The 16,217-nt window shown below is 59.3% G+C and carries 17 protein-coding genes and 2 pseudogenes; 10 read left to right on the top strand and 9 right to left on the bottom strand.

Annotation, left to right across the window (positions count from 1 at the left end):
• Nucleotides 1–154 precede the first annotated feature (154 nt).
• Nucleotides 155–1,105, bottom strand: a complete 951-nt coding sequence (locus ACYZT8_RS10730; protein ID WP_461980905.1) for a GlxA family transcriptional regulator — start codon at nt 1,103–1,105, stop codon at nt 155–157.
• 348 nt (nt 1,106–1,453) lie between these two features.
• Between ACYZT8_RS10730 and ACYZT8_RS10725 the strand changes: the two genes are divergently transcribed.
• Nucleotides 1,454–2,176 carry a pirin family protein gene (locus tag ACYZT8_RS10725; protein ID WP_461980903.1) on the top strand — a complete coding sequence of 241 codons (723 nt, stop codon included), beginning with the start codon at nt 1,454–1,456 and terminating at the stop codon, nt 2,174–2,176.
• Nucleotides 2,177–2,232: 56 nt separating this feature from the next.
• Here ACYZT8_RS10725 and ACYZT8_RS10720 read toward each other — a convergent pair.
• Nucleotides 2,233–2,429, bottom strand: a pseudogene (locus tag ACYZT8_RS10720) (LysR substrate-binding domain-containing protein); the annotation flags it as partial.
• A 4-nt stretch (nt 2,430–2,433) separates the two neighbouring features.
• Here ACYZT8_RS10720 and ACYZT8_RS10715 point away from each other — a divergent pair.
• The 3 genes and pseudogenes from ACYZT8_RS10715 to ACYZT8_RS10705 form a co-directional block, all read left to right on the top strand.
• Nucleotides 2,434–2,569 (top strand): annotated as a pseudogene (locus tag ACYZT8_RS10715) (YbfB/YjiJ family MFS transporter); the annotation flags it as partial.
• A 305-nt stretch (nt 2,570–2,874) separates the two neighbouring features.
• A complete protein-coding gene (locus tag ACYZT8_RS10710) occupies nt 2,875–3,873 on the top strand; it encodes an NAD(P)H-quinone oxidoreductase (protein WP_461980901.1) in 999 nt (332 codons plus the stop codon).
• A 308-nt stretch (nt 3,874–4,181) separates the two neighbouring features.
• Nucleotides 4,182–5,135 carry an alpha/beta hydrolase gene (locus ACYZT8_RS10705; RefSeq protein ID WP_461980899.1) on the top strand — a complete coding sequence of 318 codons (954 nt, stop codon included), beginning with the start codon at nt 4,182–4,184 and terminating at the stop codon, nt 5,133–5,135.
• Here ACYZT8_RS10705 and ACYZT8_RS10700 read toward each other — a convergent pair.
• From ACYZT8_RS10700 to ACYZT8_RS10690, 3 genes are all read right to left on the bottom strand, one after another.
• On the bottom strand, nt 5,107–6,921 hold the full coding sequence (locus ACYZT8_RS10700; protein ID WP_461980897.1) for an ABC transporter ATP-binding protein: 1,815 nt from the start codon (nt 6,919–6,921) through the stop codon (nt 5,107–5,109). The genes ACYZT8_RS10705 and ACYZT8_RS10700 overlap by 29 nt on opposite strands.
• 168 nt (nt 6,922–7,089) lie before the next feature.
• The gene (locus ACYZT8_RS10695; protein WP_461980895.1) at nt 7,090–7,449 is read right to left on the bottom strand and encodes a DUF6124 family protein; all 360 of its coding nucleotides are present in this window, start codon (nt 7,447–7,449) and stop codon (nt 7,090–7,092) included.
• Between the two features lie 397 nt (nt 7,450–7,846).
• The gene (locus ACYZT8_RS10690; RefSeq protein ID WP_461980893.1) at nt 7,847–8,860 is read right to left on the bottom strand and encodes an AraC family transcriptional regulator; all 1,014 of its coding nucleotides are present in this window, start codon (nt 8,858–8,860) and stop codon (nt 7,847–7,849) included.
• Nucleotides 8,861–9,025: 165 nt separating this feature from the next.
• Between ACYZT8_RS10690 and ACYZT8_RS10685 the strand changes: the two genes are divergently transcribed.
• The 4 genes from ACYZT8_RS10685 (at nt 9,026) to ACYZT8_RS10670 (ending at nt 11,572) form a co-directional block, all read left to right on the top strand.
• Nucleotides 9,026–9,877 carry a 3-hydroxybutyryl-CoA dehydrogenase gene (locus tag ACYZT8_RS10685; protein WP_461980891.1) on the top strand — a complete coding sequence of 284 codons (852 nt, stop codon included), beginning with the start codon at nt 9,026–9,028 and terminating at the stop codon, nt 9,875–9,877.
• Nucleotides 9,864–10,469, top strand: coding sequence for a TetR/AcrR family transcriptional regulator (locus tag ACYZT8_RS10680; protein WP_461980889.1), 606 nt, complete (start codon nt 9,864–9,866; stop codon nt 10,467–10,469). Before ACYZT8_RS10685 ends, ACYZT8_RS10680 begins: the two co-directional genes overlap by 14 nt.
• A 142-nt stretch (nt 10,470–10,611) precedes the next feature.
• Nucleotides 10,612–11,025, top strand: coding sequence for a VOC family protein (locus tag ACYZT8_RS10675; protein ID WP_461980887.1), 414 nt, complete (start codon nt 10,612–10,614; stop codon nt 11,023–11,025).
• A gap of 118 nt (nt 11,026–11,143) precedes the next feature.
• Entirely contained in the window at nt 11,144–11,572 is a 429-nt protein-coding gene (locus ACYZT8_RS10670) for a hypothetical protein (RefSeq protein WP_461980885.1), read from the top strand.
• A 104-nt stretch (nt 11,573–11,676) separates the two neighbouring features.
• Here ACYZT8_RS10670 and ACYZT8_RS10665 read toward each other — a convergent pair whose 3' ends face one another.
• The 3 genes from ACYZT8_RS10665 to ACYZT8_RS10655 all read right to left on the bottom strand — a co-directional run bounded on the left by ACYZT8_RS10665 (nt 11,677) and on the right by ACYZT8_RS10655 (nt 14,382).
• Entirely contained in the window at nt 11,677–12,903 is a 1,227-nt protein-coding gene (locus ACYZT8_RS10665) for an RtcB family protein (protein ID WP_461980883.1), read from the bottom strand.
• Between the two features lie 16 nt (nt 12,904–12,919).
• Entirely contained in the window at nt 12,920–13,939 is a 1,020-nt protein-coding gene (locus tag ACYZT8_RS10660; protein ID WP_461980881.1) for an ABC transporter substrate-binding protein, read from the bottom strand.
• Nucleotides 13,940–14,166: 227 nt separating this feature from the next.
• A complete protein-coding gene (locus ACYZT8_RS10655; RefSeq protein ID WP_008145745.1) occupies nt 14,167–14,382 on the bottom strand; it encodes a TOBE domain-containing protein in 216 nt (71 codons plus the stop codon).
• 276 nt (nt 14,383–14,658) lie between these two features.
• On the opposite strand from ACYZT8_RS10655, the gene ACYZT8_RS10650 reads away from it, so the two are divergent.
• On the top strand, nt 14,659–14,820 hold the full coding sequence (locus ACYZT8_RS10650; RefSeq protein WP_461980879.1) for a hypothetical protein: 162 nt from the start codon (nt 14,659–14,661) through the stop codon (nt 14,818–14,820).
• Between the two features lie 53 nt (nt 14,821–14,873).
• Complete coding sequence (locus tag ACYZT8_RS10645; protein WP_461982416.1) at nt 14,874–15,464, top strand: helix-turn-helix domain-containing protein; 591 nt, start codon at nt 14,874–14,876, stop codon at nt 15,462–15,464.
• 197 nt (nt 15,465–15,661) lie between these two features.
• On the opposite strand, the gene ACYZT8_RS10640 is transcribed toward ACYZT8_RS10645, so the two are convergent.
• Nucleotides 15,662–16,171 (bottom strand): hypothetical protein, encoded by a 510-nt coding sequence (locus ACYZT8_RS10640; protein WP_461958203.1) that lies wholly within the window; start codon nt 16,169–16,171, stop codon nt 15,662–15,664.
• Between the last annotated feature and the right edge of the window lie 46 nt (nt 16,172–16,217).

The following is a 16,217-nucleotide window of genomic DNA, read 5'->3' as shown; positions in this document are numbered from 1 at the left end:
CTCACAGTGCAGAATATCCATCACACTCGCCCTCCAGGCTCCCGCACCTCCATTGCAAAGAGTTCATGGGTATCTTGGCAGGCCTCGGTGACGGTACAACTACCGCGGTGGGAGCATCACGGCCATTGCGGTGCGCGCAACGGCCATGAACGCTCTAGCTGAACTGTTCGCGGTATTGCGTCGGGGTCAGACCAAGCTTTTCAGCAAACAGAAAGCGCATGTGCCGCACGCTGCCGAAGCCACTTTTGAAGGCCACGGTCTTGAGCGGCAAGTCGCTGGTTTCCAGCAGGTTTCGGGCGCAGTCGATGCGTGCGCTTTGCAAAAATTCCATGGGCGTCATGTTCACGTCCCGGGCAAACATCCGGGCGAAGTGCCGCGTGCTCATGTTCGCCAGGCTGGCCATGCGTTCAATGCTGAAGGCTTCATCGATGTGTTCGAGCACATGGTTCTGCACGCGGGTGATCGGCGTTTGGTGCGGTGCGACGGTGGCCATCAACGGACTGAACTGCGCCTGTCCGCCCTGGCGCTTCATCACCACCAGCAACACCTTGGCCACGTCCTGGGCGACTTTCTTGCCGTGGTCTTCGGCAACCACCGACAGCGCCAGGTCGATGCCGGCGGTGACGCCGCCGGAGGTGATGAGGTTGCGGTCCTGAACGTAAATCTGGTCGGTCTCCACCGTCGCCTTGGGAAAGCCTTTGATCAGCCGCTCGGTGTAATGCCAGTGCGTGGTGACGCGAAAGCCATCCAGCAGACCGGCATGCCCCAGCACAAACGCGCCGGTGCAGATCGAGCCGTAGCGCTCGGCGCGACTGACAGCGTCTTTGAGCCAACACAGCAACGGCGGATGTTTTTCGTTGTAGGCCCCCGGACCGCCCGGCACCAATAACAAGTCATAGGCGTGATCGGCCTGATCGATGTGCAGGTCGGTCTGCACGCTGACGCCGTTGGAAGCACGCAGCGCGCCATGCTCGGTACCGATGGTCGACAGCTCATAACGGTCATCCGCTGCGAGGTATCGATTGGCGATGGAAAACACTTCCATGGGCCCGGCCATGTCGAGCAGCAGAAAGTCCGGAAACAACACCATAGCCACGGTTTTCATGGGTTTAAAATCACTGAAGTCAGAAGAAATTCCATCTACCAAACACCGATTCCTGTGGGAGCGGGCTTGCCCGCGATAGCGGACTTTCAGTCGCCATCAATGTTGAATGTGAGACCGCTATCGCGGGCAAGCCCGCTCCCACAGGGTTTCGTGTTCGGCAGATAAGGGATGCTGTGCATTATGGCCAATGTCCGGCGCCAGCGTCGGAGGAAAATGCCTGATTGCCCATTCATTACTGTCAACCTCAACGAGACAGTATTTCAATTTACATCTACTTATTGCATCCATCAGTAACCATTAACCTTCTCCTCACTCGGACGAATCAACGTCCCCACAGGAGATTTCATCATGCTGACCCTTCGCAAAGCCTCCGATCGCGGCGCCGCCAATCACGGTTGGTTGAAGTCGTTCCATACCTTCTCCTTCGCCAACTACCGCAACCCGAAAGAGCAGGGTTTTTCCGACCTGTTGGTGATCAACGATGACCGTGTGGCGGCCGGTAAAGGTTTCGGCCAGCACCCGCACCGCGACATGGAGATTTTCTCCTACGTGCTCGAAGGTGCCCTGGAACACAAGGACACCTTGGGCACCGGTTCGGTGATCCGCCCCGGTGACGTGCAATTGATGAGCGCCGGCAGCGGCGTGGCGCACAGCGAATACAACCATTCGGCCACGCGGCCAGTGCACTTTCTGCAAATCTGGATCGTGCCGGAAGTCAGCGGCGCCAAACCGCGTTATCAGCAAGAGCACTTCAGCACCCAGAAAAAACGCGGGCGCCTGCAACTGATCATCTCCCCCGACGGGACCAAGGGTTCGCTGAAGGTGCGTCAGGACGCACGGGTGTATGCCGCGCTGATCGACGGCAAGGAAAGCGCCACGCTGGAACTGGCCGCCAACCGCTACGCCTACGTGCACGTGGCCAGAGGCAGTGTCGAACTCAACGGCGTGCAATTGCAGGAAGGCGATGGTGTGCGGGTTCGCGATGAACAAGTGCTGGCGTTGAGCAACGGTGTGGACGCCGAGGTGCTGGTGTTCGACCTGCGGCCGCAGGAACTGCCGGAAATGCCATGACCATCACGCGATCCCTGTAGCAGTTGGCGAAGCCTGCTGCTACAGGGTTTTGCGTTTTACTCGCCGGTACCGGAAAACACCGCGACAATTTCATCGATGACCGCCCGAACCCGGGCGGTATGCCGCAAGTCCGCGTGGGTCACCAGCCAGACGTCATACGGCACCGGTCGCGTGCGCTCCGGCCACAGCCTGACCAGCCCGTCCCTCTCCCCCATGTACACCGGAATTTCCCGACCCCGAGCCCTGCAGCAATCTAGCTGCCGATCTTCGCCGGCCTCAGCGCCAGCCTGGTCAGCATCGGCCTGGCGCGGTTTGCCTATACGCAACTGATCCCCTCATTGATCCAGGCACACTGGTTCCGCTAGCGACGTGGTTTACCTCGGTGCCGCCAGCCATATTCAGCGCTGTTCAATGCCAGCGGTGGTAATCATGGGTTGTTGTTTGTGATTGCGGCGGGCGCCATTGTGGTTGCACTGTTGCTGGAACAGGCCATGCATTTGCTGGATCGTCGCCATCATCTGGTTGCAGTGAGTTGCCCATGAAGATCAAAAGATCGCAGCCTCGTTGCACTCGACAGCTCCTACATTTGGAACGCGATCCCCTGTAGGAGCTGTCGAGTGCAACGAGGCTGCGATCTTTTGATCTACCGCGTGAAGACGCGGTCCCACTTACTGAACACTTCTCAACAGGACTTCAACATGACGTTGCCCCACACCATGACCCTGATTGAAATCACCGAACCCGGTGGCCCTGAGGTGTTAAAGCCGCGCCAGGAACCGGTGCCAACGGCCGGTGCAGGCGAAGTGCTGATTCGCGTGCACGCTGCCGGGGTCAACCGTCCCGATGTGATTCAACGCGCCGGCAAGTACCCGATGAAACCCGGCATGAGCCCGATTCCCGGGCTGGAAGTGGCCGGTGAAGTGGTGGCGATCGGCGCTGGCGTCAACGAATTCATCGTCGGCGACAACGTCTGTGCGCTGACCAATGGCGGCGGTTACGCGCAATATTGCGTCGCGCCGGCCAGCCAGACGTTGCCGATTCCTGAAGGGATGGATTGGGTGCACGCGGCGGCGGTCCCGGAAACCTTCTTCACGGTCTGGGCCAATCTGTTCGACATGGGTGGCGCCAGCAAAGGCCAGCGTGCGTTGATTCACGGCGGCACCAGCGGCATCGGCACCACCGCGCTGATGCTCTGCCGCGAATTCGGGGTCAAGGCCTTCGCCACCGCAGGCAGCGAGGAAAAGTGTGCGGCGATCCGTCAGTTGGGCGCCGAGGCGATCAACTACCGCGACCAGGATTTCGTCCAGGTCATCCAGGAAAAAACCGCCGGCAAAGGCGTCAATGTGATCCTCGACATCATGGGCGGCTCGTACCTGAACCAGAACATCGCGGCACTGGGCATGGAAGGTCGCCTGGTGATGCTGGGCTTCCTCGGCGGCGCCCACGCCAAAGACGTCGATCTGCTGGCGATCATGAGCAAACGCGCGATCATCACCGGTTCCCTGTTGCGCTCGCGTACCCGGGAAGAAAAAGCCTCGATTGCCGAACAGTTGCGCGAGTACGTCTGGCCCGTTCTCGCCGCCGGCCGTTGCCTGCCGATGATCGACAAGGTTTACCCGTACACCGAGGCGGCGCAGGCCCATGCGCGGATGGAAGCCGGCGATCACATCGGCAAGATTGTGTTGCAGGTGGACTGATTCAGTAGCCCTCGCCTGCCGCCAAAAATCTTTTTTGTTGAGTTGGGTTTGAGGCAAAGACGAATGGCTTTGCGCGAGGCTTTGAAGATGTGTGGACAGGAATGGCCCTATCGTCGGAACGCCGCCCGGAGCCGGCTCACTCCTACATTGGAATGCGTCCCCCTGTAGGAGTGAGCCTGCTCGCGATGAGGCCCTGAGCATCACCGATTGATCCGGGCCCCATTCATACGACTGTCGAATTTATCCCCCACCTGCCCTACGCATCTGTTAAAACCCAAACTTTCCTTTTCACCCTCAGGCCCCTCCGCATGTTTTCAAACCTGATGAGCCGCATCAGCCGACGCTGGCTACCCGGGCTGTGCATGGCCGCGCTGGTCGTCGGCTTGCCCGTGGGTTGTGGCGTACTCAAATACAAAGAGCGCGAGCTGCTGTTCCGCATCGAGCCGGGCACCGCCGGCTGGTATCGCGGTTTGCCGCAGGACGTTCAGGAATTCGATATCAAGCCTGCCAGCTTCAAGGGCGGGCAAAACCTGCATGCCTGGTGGTGGCCCGCTGCGCGTCGCGATGCGCCGTCGATCCTGTATTTGCACGGCGTGCGCTGGAACCTGACCGGCCAGGCATTTCGCATCGAGCAATTACGGGCGATGGGTTATTCGGTGCTGGCGATCGACTACCGCGGCTTTGGCCAGAGCAAGGGTGATCTGCCGTCGGAAGCCAGTGTTTACGAGGACGCGCGAGTCGCCTGGGAGCGATTCAAGGCGATGCAACCGGACGCTAACAAACGCCTGATCTACGGCCATTCCCTGGGCGGCGCGGTGGCCATCGACCTTGCGGCAGACCTGGCGGCGCAAGCGAAAAAGGACCACAGCGCGATACCAGTGCGCGGTCTGGTGATCGAGTCCACCTTCACCTCGCTGGGCGATGCCGTGGCGCAGGTGGCCGACAGCAACCTGCCGGTAAAATGGTTGCCGGTGCGTTGGTTGCTGTCGCAGAAATTCGATTCCATCGACAAGATCGTCGACATCGACATGCCGTTATTGGTGGTCCATGGCCTGGCCGATCAATTCATGCCCTCACGGTTCAGCCAGCAGCTGTTCAATGCCGCCAGCGAACCCAAGCGCCTGCTGTTGATACCCGGCGGCACGCACAACAACAGCATGAGCTTAGGCGGTAGCCAATACCGTCAGGCACTCGAAGGCCTGATGAAATCAAAACCACCGCAGATCGCCGGGCCTAGCGATACCCCCGGGCTTGCAGGTTGAACAACTGCGCATAACGCCCGCCCGCCGCCACCAGACTGTCGTGATCGCCGCGTTCAAGGATCGCCCCCTGATCCAGCACGATGATGTGGTCCGCATTGCGCACGCTGGAAAACCGGTGCGATATCAACAACGTCATGCGGCCTTCGGTGTGCTCGCTGAAATGCTCGAACACCGCCGCTTCCGCTGCCGGGTCGAGTGCTGAAGTGGGCTCGTCCAGAATCAGGATATCGGCGTTACGGCGCATGTAAGCGCGGGACAAGGCGATCTTCTGCCACTGCCCGCCCGATAACTCCTGGCCACCGGCAAACCAGCGACCCAATTGCGTGGCGTAGCCTCGATCAAGCCCCTCGATAAACGGGGCGGCCATGCCTTCGGCGGCCGCCTCTTTCCAGCGCTGCTCATCGTCGAACGCCAGCGTATCGCCGACGCCGATGTTCTCGCCGACTGAAAACTGATAGCGGATGTAATCCTGAAAAATCACCCCGATCCGCCGGCGCAGTGCGTCTTCTTCCCACACCTGCAAATCGCTGCCGTCGAGCAAAATGCGGCCGTAATCGGGACGATACAAACGGGTCAGCAACTTGATCAGCGTGGTCTTGCCCGAACCGTTCTCCCCCACCAGCGCCAAGCTGCGCCCCGGCACCAAATGCAAGTCGATGCCTTCCAGAGCGGCGCGACTCGCACCCGGATAACGGAAACCCACGTTCTCGAATCGCAAACCATCACCGGGCACCGCCCCCACCGTGAGATGACCGGCATCGGCCACCACCGGTTCGGAGAGGTATTCGTAGAGGCTCGACAGGTACAACCCATCCTCGTAGAGACCGCTGATGGCGCTCAAACTGCTGCTCACCGCCGTCTGCCCCTGCTTGAACAGCACCAGGTACATGGTCATCTGCCCGAGGCTGATTTGGCCTTGGACGGTATCGACCACCACCCACGCATACGCCAGGTAAAACGCGGCAGTGCCCAGCAGGCCAAGGACAAATCCCCAGCCATCGCGGCGCAAGGTCAGCCGCCGGTCCTCGGCATAGAGTCGGGCAAACGTTTCGCGGTAACGCTTCAACAGCAACGGCGCGAAGCCGAACAGCTTGACCTCTTTGATGTAGCCCTCGTGGGAGAGCAGCGTCTCGATGTAATTCTGCTGCCGACTCTCCGGCGCCCGCCGCGTGAACAGCCTGAACGCATCCCCGGAAAAATGCGCTTCGGCGAAAAACACCGGCAACGCACCGACCACCAGCAACACCAGCGCCCACGGCGAAAAATGCACCAGCAACACGCCGAAGCTGATCAACACGATCAGGTTCTGAATCAGCCCCAACGACTTCATCACCAACGCCAAGGGCCGCGTCGACGCTTCGCGCCGCACTCGCACCAACTTGTCGTAAAACTCCGAGTTCTCGAACTGCACCAGCGACAACGTCTGGGCCTTCTCCAGAATCATCGTGTTGACCTTCTGCCCCAACTGCACCCGCAACAACGACTGCTGAACCGACAGCGCCCGTTGCGTCCCGGACAGCAACGCGAGCACGCCAGCCTCGAACAACACGTAACGCACCACCGGCCATAACGGCGCACTGCCCTGCTGCGCGTGCAATTGCATGGCGAAAACCACCGCATCGACGATGCGCTGGCCCAGCCAGGCGGCCAGGGCCGGGAGGACACCGGCGATCAGGGTGGCCAGGACCAGGCCGAGGAAGAGACCGCGAGAGGTGCCCCAGACCAGGAGCAAGGCGCGATGGGCCTGGTCGAGCAATGAGGTGAAACGGGAAAGTGCCGCAGGCATGGATTGATGAACTCGGCAGATGAGGGTCGCAGGTTACGACGATGTCACCATGGTACTTCAGCCAGAAATTCCACAGTCGAGAAACACCTGTGGCGAGGGAGCTTGCTCCCGCTGGGCTGCGCAGCAGCCCCAAAAAAGGCACCACTGCACAGCTCAACGATTTACCGACTACCTGGGCAGATCAATCTTATCCAACACCCGGTTCGCCGGGATCTCCGCCACCATGATGCTGTTGGAAATCCCCAACAGCGCATAACGCGACTCCCCCTCCAGATGATCCACCAACTGATGGACCATCACATCGACCGAGGCCAGTGTCTCGACCAAATAAACCGCCAGGGTTTCGGCCGTAGCCTCGGGGTCCACGGAAAACAGGGTACTGCGTGTTCGCGGGGTGGCTTTGATGTCGGCATTCGACGGAAAGTGGAAGTCGAGAGCCCGCTCGGCGGCCTCGTTGAGCTTCTTTGAATCAGGTTCGTACGGGGAGGCCGGATCGGTGTCCGGCGGATTAGGTGTGACCTTGAACATAGGCTGAGTTTCCAATTGGGTGCCACCCCTCTTGCGACTAAACGTAAGGGGAGGCAGCTGCACGCAGGTTAGTCGACCGGGAAACTCAGCAATCCGGCGCGCCCGAGGGCGCCCTGCGTACAGCCACCATCAAGTACAGGAACGAAAGACCTGCATGACAGATGCACGCACAACTGAGTTAACGCGGGCGACTAAACCCGATCACTGAAGGGTAGTGACGGGAATCAAGTTACCGAGCAGCCCCAAGGCGCACAAGCCGGCGGATTCTGGCGCAGCCGTAGGCAACGGCGCAAGGTTTTGTAGCTTTCAGGACGTAACCTTGATGGGTTTTAAACAGGCACCCTTTCATGGTTAAACAGTCGAGTAAATCTGCCCACAAAGTGCCCGCTCAAGACCCTTACTGGGAACCCTGAAACCGCGCCCGATACCGCCCCGGACTCTCCCCCGTCCACTTCTTGAACGCCCGATGAAACGCGCTCGGTTCCTGAAACCCCAACTGTTCAGCAATGTCGCTGATACTCGCCCGGCTCTCACGCAACTGCTCAAACGCCACCCCACGCCGCACTTCGTCCTTGATCTCCTGATACGAACACCCTTCCCGCTCTAGTTTGCGGCGGAAGGTGCTGGGGCTCAGGTGTTGTTCCAGGGCGAACGCCTGCAAGGTCGGCCATTGGCTGTAATGGCTGTTACGCAGCCGCTGATGGACTTGCGACGCCAGGCCATGCTGATTACGGAAACGGATCACCAGCCATTGCGGCGCCGTGCGCAGGAATACTTTCAGTGAGGCCAGGTCCTGGACCACCGGCAGGCGCAGGTAGTGGCTGGCGAATTCGATTTCGGTGCGTTCGGCGCCGAAGGTCAGGTTGGGGCCCCAGAGCAATCGGTCGTCGCTGAGGGACACGCGCTCATGGCGAAAATCCGCGCGGTCGATGGGGATGCGCCGTCCGCCCAGCCAGCACAGCAGACTGATCATCAACACCAGAAACGTCTCTTCACCGAAACGGCTGGCGTCTTCGTTTTGCGCGTGGGTGTCGAGGCTAATGATTGCGCGTTTGCCACGCACGGTCAGCGTGCCGCGAAAGTCGCGCAGGAACAGCGCGAAGTTGGCCAGGCACTGGCGCATGGCTTTGTGCAGATCGGGTTCCTGGATCAGGGCGCGGCAGATCAATGCGAAGCTGCCGGGCGGCATGCCATGGGAGTCGAGGCGGAAAAACTCGTCGTCAAGCGTGCGGATCTGAATCAGCCACAGCGCAGCAAACGCGCTCGCCGGCACTCGCGCGGTCGGCTGCCCGATCAACGCCGGGTCGATGCCAGCCTCTTCCAGCGCAGCCTGCGAGCGCTGCGGATTGTCGCCTTGCCCATGGATCATCGCCTGCACGAAGTAGGCCGCCACCGAGTCCTTTTCCCGCATTTGAACGCTTCTCTCCCCATCGCCCGAATGGCAAAAAACACCAGCACCGTTGAACAGTTGCGGCATAGGACAACCGCCCTGCCGGTTCTAGACTCGCGGCCAATAGTACGCCTTCGGCCGTTGCGGCGGCCAAGGTATCGCAAGGTTGATCGGAAGGACGGGTACATGAATCTGCAAAACATTGGCGTGATCGGTGCAGGCACTATGGGCAACGGCATTGCACAAGTCTGTGCGCTGGCAGGCTTCAACGTGACCTTGATCGACATCTCCGAGAGCGCCCTGCAAAAGGCGCTGGCCACCGTCGGTAAAAACCTCGACCGGCAGATTGCCAAGGAAACCCTGACCGAAGCGCAAAAGCTCGACGCCCTCGCCAGGATCCGCACCAGCACCGAGTACAGCAGCCTGCAGAACGTGCAACTGGTGATCGAAGCCGCCACCGAAAACCTCGACCTGAAACTGCGCGTGCTGCAACAGATCGCTGCGCAGGTCAGCGCCGAGTGCGTGATCGCCTCCAACACCTCGTCGCTGTCGATTACTCAACTCGCCGCCAGCGTCAGCCAGCCTGAGCGCTTCATCGGTCTGCACTTCTTCAACCCGGTGCCGGTGATGGGCCTGATCGAAGTGATCCGCGGCCTGCAAACCAGCGACGCGACCCACGCCCTGGCGCTGGACATGGCCACCACCCTAGGCAAAACCGCGATCACCGCCGGCAACCGCCCGGGATTCGTGGTCAACCGGATTCTGGTGCCGATGATCAACGAAGCGATTCTGGTGTTCCAGGAAGGCCTGGCCAGCGCCGAAGACATCGACGCCGGCATGCGCCTGGGCTGCAACCAGCCGATCGGCCCATTGGCGTTGGCGGACCTGATCGGTCTGGACACCGTGCTGGCGATCCTCGAAGCGTTCTACGACGGCTTCAACGACAGCAAATACCGCCCCGCTCCGCTGCTCAAGGAAATGGTCGCCGCCGGCTACCTGGGACGCAAGACAGGACGTGGCTTCCATGCCTATTTCTGAGCGTTGTTCACGCTTCGCCGAGTACCGGGACAAAGTGCTGGTGTTGTTCGCCAGCAAGGGTTTCGGGCAGGTCGGAATGCGTGAGCTGGCAACGTGCCTGGGGTTGTCCCCGGGCTCGTTGTATCACCATTACCCGAGCAAGCAGCACTTGCTGCTCGACCTGATCGAGGAGTTCTACGAAGAACTGCTGTCGACCCTCGGGCGCATCAATCAAAAGGCTTCGGCCAAACGCGACAAACTGCCCAACCTGATCCGCGCACACCTGAATCTGCACCGGGAAATGCCCTGGCATTTTCGCTTGGTCGAGCGCGACAGCGGCTGCCTGAACGAAGAGCAACAAGCGCGTGTTCGTCAGTTGCGCGAGCAATACGAACGCACGTTGCTGAAGATGCTCGGCGCCCCGTCCCGTCTCGGCGAACTGGGTTTGATCGCCACCGGACACGCCATCGCCAACTTGCTCAACAGCGCGCCCGGCTGGCTGGCGCAGCATCCGCTGGAGGAAGCACAGCGTGATGAATTACTGGAAAGCCTGGTGACCGGCGCTGTCGAACGTTTGCTGCGCCCATCACCTGCCGCCCGTGCGGTGGCCTGAGGTTTCAGGCAATAAGCCTTCCCTCTTCCATAGAAAAACCGTCTAAACAAATCCTGCACAACCGCGCATCTAACGCTTTGCTATTTGGAGTCAATTCAAAGGCCAAAGTGGGCCTCAAGTCCCTCGGTTACCGGGAGCAAACATGAAAATCCATCCCTACCTCATCTTCAACGGCGACTGCAAAGCCGCTTTCACCTTCTATGAGCAAGCCCTGCAAGGCCAGATCGAAATGATGATGACCTTCGGCGAAAGTCCGGCGCGGGAGCACTTTCCCGCGGATTACCACAACCTGATCATCCATACCCGTCTGGCGGTGGGTGATCAGGCGATCATGGGTTCGGACACAACGCCTGATCGTCCCACTGATGAAATGAGCGGCTGTTCTGTCTCGCTGAATGTCGACAGCATTGCCGAAGCCGAACGTGTCTTCGGCGCGTTGTCGGAAGACGGCAGCGTGCAAATGCCACTGGAAGCCACCTTCTGGGCGGCACGCTTCGGGATGCTGGTGGACCGGTTTGGTGTGTCGTGGATGGTGAATTGCGAAAAGGATCAGTGACGTTTCCGTCATGAAGAAGCCCGACCTGAAAGGGCCGGGCTTTCTGGAAACTCCCGGGCCGTCTGCTACCGTCAACAGGCCACCCCGCATAGCAGCGGCCCTTCGGAGGAAACCCACCATGCCTGCTCATGACGCGCTCTGGTCCACCCGTTTGAAACTGTCGTTGCTGGCGGCAGGGCTCGCCGCCGCTCTGCTTGGGCTCAGTGGGTGCGCCTCCGTCGATGCCCGGACCACCGCTTATGTGGGCGTCGAGCATCCCGCGCCGACAATGGCCAGCGAAGTCGTGGTGTTGCGGACCGAACCGCTTCGTCCGCACATCCGCTTGGGTGAAGTGCTGATCGATGCGAGTGTCGACCCCGCGCCGCCCATCACCGAAGTAGAAGCAAAACTGCGGGATGAGTCGGCCAAGCTCGGGGGCGATGCCGTGGTGGTGGTCTACGACCATATCCAGCCGATGGGCGCCTATGTCAACGGGCCGCTCTGGGCTCGCGATGTGAGAACCATCGAGGGGCGCAAACTCAAGGGGATCGTGATCAAGTATCGGTAGATCAAAAGCTCGCAGCCTCGTTTCACTCGACAGCTGCTACAGGAAACACGCATTTCCATGTAGCAGCTGTCGAGTGAAACGAGGCTGCGATCCTTGCGCCGCGCCTACCCCTTCACACACACCACCTGACGCAGAGTGTGCAGCACCTCCACCAACTCGCGCTGGGCATGCATGACGTGGTCGATGTCTTTGTAGGCCATCGGAATCTCATCGATCACCGACGCATCCTTGCGGCACTCGACGTGGGCAGTGGCGCGGATCTGGTCTTCGACGGTGAACAGGCTTTTCGCTTTGGTGCGGCTCATGGTTCGGCCGGCGCCGTGGCTGCAGGAGCAGAACGATTGTTCATTGCCGAGCCCGCGGACGATGAAACTCTTCGCGCCCATCGATCCCGGAATGATCCCCAACTCGCCCTTCTGCGCCGACACCGCACCCTTGCGGGTGACCAGAATCTCCTGACCAAAGTGCCGCTCTTTCTGCACGTAGTTGTGGTGGCAGTTCACTGCTTCCAAGGCGACGTCGAACGGCTTGCTGATCACTTTGCGTGTCGCCTGAATCACCGATTGCATCATCAGCGCACGGTTCTGCCGGGCAAAGTCCTGAGCCCAACCGACGGCTTCGACGTAATCATCAAAATGCCGGCTGCCTTCCTCGAAGTAGGCCAAGTCACGGTCCGGCAGATTGGCGATGTGCTGGCGCATGTCGGCCTGAGCCAGTTGAATGAACAGGTTGCCGATGGCGTTGCCGACCCCGCGTGAACCGCTGTGCAGCATGAACCAGACCCGGTTGGTTTCATCCAGGCACACCTCGATGAAATGGTTACCGCTGCCCAACGTGCCCAAGTGCCCGCGATTGTTTGTGTTGGCGAGTTTCGGGTATTTGTCGGTGATCGCCTTGAACCGTGGGTTCAGCGCAGCCCAGGCGTGATCGGCCTGTTTCGGAACGCTGTCCCAGGCGCCTTTGTCCTTGACGCCACGACCGACGGTGCGCCCATGGGGCACCGCTTTCTCGATGGCGCAGCGCAAACCATGCAGGTTGTCCGGCAAGTCAGCGGCGGTCAGCGACGTGCGCGCGGCGATCATGCCGCAGCCAATGTCCACGCCGACGGCGGCCGGAATAATCGCGCCGATCGTAGGAATCACACTACCGATGGTCGAGCCCTTACCCAGGTGCACGTCGGGCATCACCGCCAGGTGTTTGAAGATGAACGGCATCTTGGCGGTGTTGATCAATTGCTGCCTGGCTTCGTTTTCTACCGGGACGCCTTCGGTCCAGAGTTTGATCGGTTTGCCGTTGGCGACTTCCAGCAGTTGGTAGCTCTGCTTTTGCATGATGTCCGGTCTTTTCTCAACTGCCTGCACCGCCATGTGCTTCCTCAAAGAAGTAATCTTTCCAGCTGTCAGCCTTGTTTTTCAGCACGCCAAGCGCCTGCAGTTGCTCGGCGTAGATAAAGGTGCGCTGTGGCACCACGGTAAAGTCGATTTCGGGGTCGGCGACAATTTTCTCTACCAATGGCAAGGATAGTTTCGATTGCTCCACGCGGATATAGGTCTGGGCGGCCGCCGGCTTGTCGGCCTTGATGATTTTCTCGGCCTCGGCCAGCGCTGCGTAAAACGCTTTGTAGGTTTTCGGGTTTTCGTCGTGGAATTTCTCGGTGGTGTACAGCACGTTAAACGTGGCCTGGCCACCCAATACGTCGTAGGAACTCAGCACCTTGTGCACGTTGGGACTTTGCAGTTCCTGGTACTGAAACGGTGGGCTGGAAAAATGTGAGTTGATCTCCGAACCGCCCGCAATCAACGCCGACGTCGCATCCGGGTGTGCGAGGCTGATCGAGATGTCGTCAAACTTCTTGAAGTTTTCAGCGCCGAACTGCTTGGCCGTTTCGATCTGCAACGTGCGCGACTGGAAACCGACACCCGCCGCCGGTACGGCGATGCGATCCTTTTCAGTGAAGTCCTTGAGGCTTTTCACATTCGGATTGTTGGTCAGCAGGTAGTTGGGCATCGAACCCAGCGACGCGATGGCCTTGACGTTTTGCTTGCCCTTGGTCCGGTCCCAGATCGTCAGCATCGGCGGCACGCCAGCCGACACCACATCCAGCGCACCGGCCAGCAGCGCCTCGTTCATCGCCGTGGCACCGGAGATGCTGTTCCAGTCGACCTTGATGTCGAGGCCCTGCTCCTTGCCATGTTTCTCGATGAGCTGCTGATCGCGCACCACATCCAGAATCAGGTAACCGATACCAAATTGCTGGGCAATGCTGATTTTGCCTTCGGCCTGAACGCCGCCGCTGAGTAACGCACTCATCGCCGCCGCGGAGGCGGCCAGCACGGTCAACGGGGAGCGCTTGAAAGGAGTCGCCATGAAAACCTCAACGTGATTGGAACAACCAAAAAAAAGCGGCCGAAGCCGCTAATGCCAGTAAGTCAAAACGCAGAACCTGTGGGAGCGTGGCTTGCCCGCGAAGAACGATGACGCGTAATACCTGAAAAATCGCGGTGCATTCTTCGCGGGCAAGCCACGCTCCCACAGGATTCTCGTCGTTACCGACATTAGCCGAGGCCGCAGATGTTGAATTTCGAACGGACTCTTCAGAGCTTGGCGATCGACACCTCGGTGGATTTGACGAAGGCAATCACCTCGCTGCCCACTTTCAATTCAAGATCGCGCACCGAGCGAGTGGTAATCACCGAGGTGACAATGCCGGACGCGGTTTGCACGTCGATTTCGGACACCACTTCGCCCGTCACTATTTCCTTGATGACGCCTTTGAACTGGTTGCGGACGTTGATCGCTTTGATGGTCATGTTGAGGCTTCCTGTCTGGTGTCGGACACATCCGCATGGATGCGCAGGCCTTCAAAGTGCACCACCCGGATCGACAACAAAAGGAATATATAATTATCTATTTAGATCGTTATGGAATATTAACGACTAGGCGTAGGCTCTCCCGATCATGAATTTATGCTGCTCACCTATAAGAACCAAAATGAATTAATAAATACAAAAACAGTATTTATAGTTATATAAATATCCTTGTACTCTCAGGTCATCCCGTCATTCATCACCACAGTGAAGTGCCCCATGAATCCGACTGACAACCTCATCGACTTCGCCAGCTACCGTAAACGCAAACAGGCTCAGCAACGGGCGCGGGCCATGTGGGAAATGTATGCACGCAATGCCGGTTTACAGGCCTTTCAGTGGGTGCAGGCATACCAATCGACCGAGACACGTCAGGCGTGAACGCGAACGAACCCTCGCGCTTTCTGGCGAGCGCCGACGAACCTGTGCTGGACTTGAACAACCTTGAACACCTGGAAGAAGACCCGATCTGCGAGCGGGTCGCGAAGAACCTGCAACGCCTGCGAAGCAAGCGTCATCTGTCCCTCGACGCCCTGGCCCGACAATGTGGTGTGAGCCGGGCGATGCTCGCTCAGATCGAATCAGGACGCAGCGTGCCCTCGATCAAGGTGCTGTGCAAAATCGCCAAGGGCCTGAAGGTGTCGGTAGCTGCGTTTCTTGAGCATCGGGCCTTCGAAGGTGTGGCGGTGCTGTCGGCCAGCCAGAGCAAACGCCTGGTCAGTGCCAGCGGCGCGTTTGTCAGCCGCGCGCTGTTCCCGTTCGACGTGGCACGCCAATCGGAGTTTTACGAATTGCGCCTGAGCCCGTTGGGTGAGGACGTTTGCGAGGGTCATGGACCCGGTGTTCAGGAGAACCTGGTGGTGTCGCAAGGCGTGCTGGAAATCAGCGTCAACGACGAGCGCTACCTGCTGTCCACCGGCGACTCGATTCTGTTTTACGCCGACCAGCCCCACCGCTATCGCAACCCCGCCGACAGTGAAGCGGTGGCGTACCTGGTGGTCACCTACCCGGAACGGCTGGACTGAACAACAATCCCCTGTGGGAGCGAGCTTGCTCGCGATAGCGGTGTGTCAGGTAACAACGATGTCGACTGACTTACCGCTATCGCGAGCAAGCTCGCTCCCACAGGGGATTCTTTTTCACAGGACTCCGGGGTATCTACTGGAATGAAAAAGCCCCCGAGGCCATAGGGCCGCGGGGTTTTTTTTTGTGCTGTCCGGGATCAGCAGGTGCAGCACATCAGCGGCATGCCGTTGCAGCTCATCATCATCGGCATGCTGCAGTCGTTCATCATTTTCATCATCAGGGTGCAGCAGTTTTTCATCATGTCCATGTTCATGCCGGCCATCGGCATGATTTTGCACATCATGCAGTCGGCCATCAGGGTGCATTCCATCACGCACTTCATCGATGGCATCGGCATGCCCATCATCGGCATTGGCATCATGGTGCTCATCATCGGCATGGCCATGCTCGCCTGGGACATGCACATCATGCTCATGTTGCCGCAATGCATCATCATCGGCATGCCGCAGTTCATCATCATCTGCATCATTTCAGCGCTGTTCTTGAACATGGCCATGTCCATGCCAGCGGCCGGCATCATTTTGCACATCATGCCGTCGTCCATCATTTCGCAGCTCATGGTCGCCATCATCATCGGCATGCCCATCATCGGCATCATCGGCATGTTGGCGTTCATCGGCATTTGCATCTGCATGGCGTTCATCATGGTGTGGCTCCCTGAAGGATGGATAGGTGGACAAAGCTGATGGAGC

This window comes from Pseudomonas sp. LB3P93, assembly GCF_054898025.1.
Note: the sequence above shows the minus strand (reverse complement) of the source record. Positions and strands in the feature narration are given on the sequence as shown.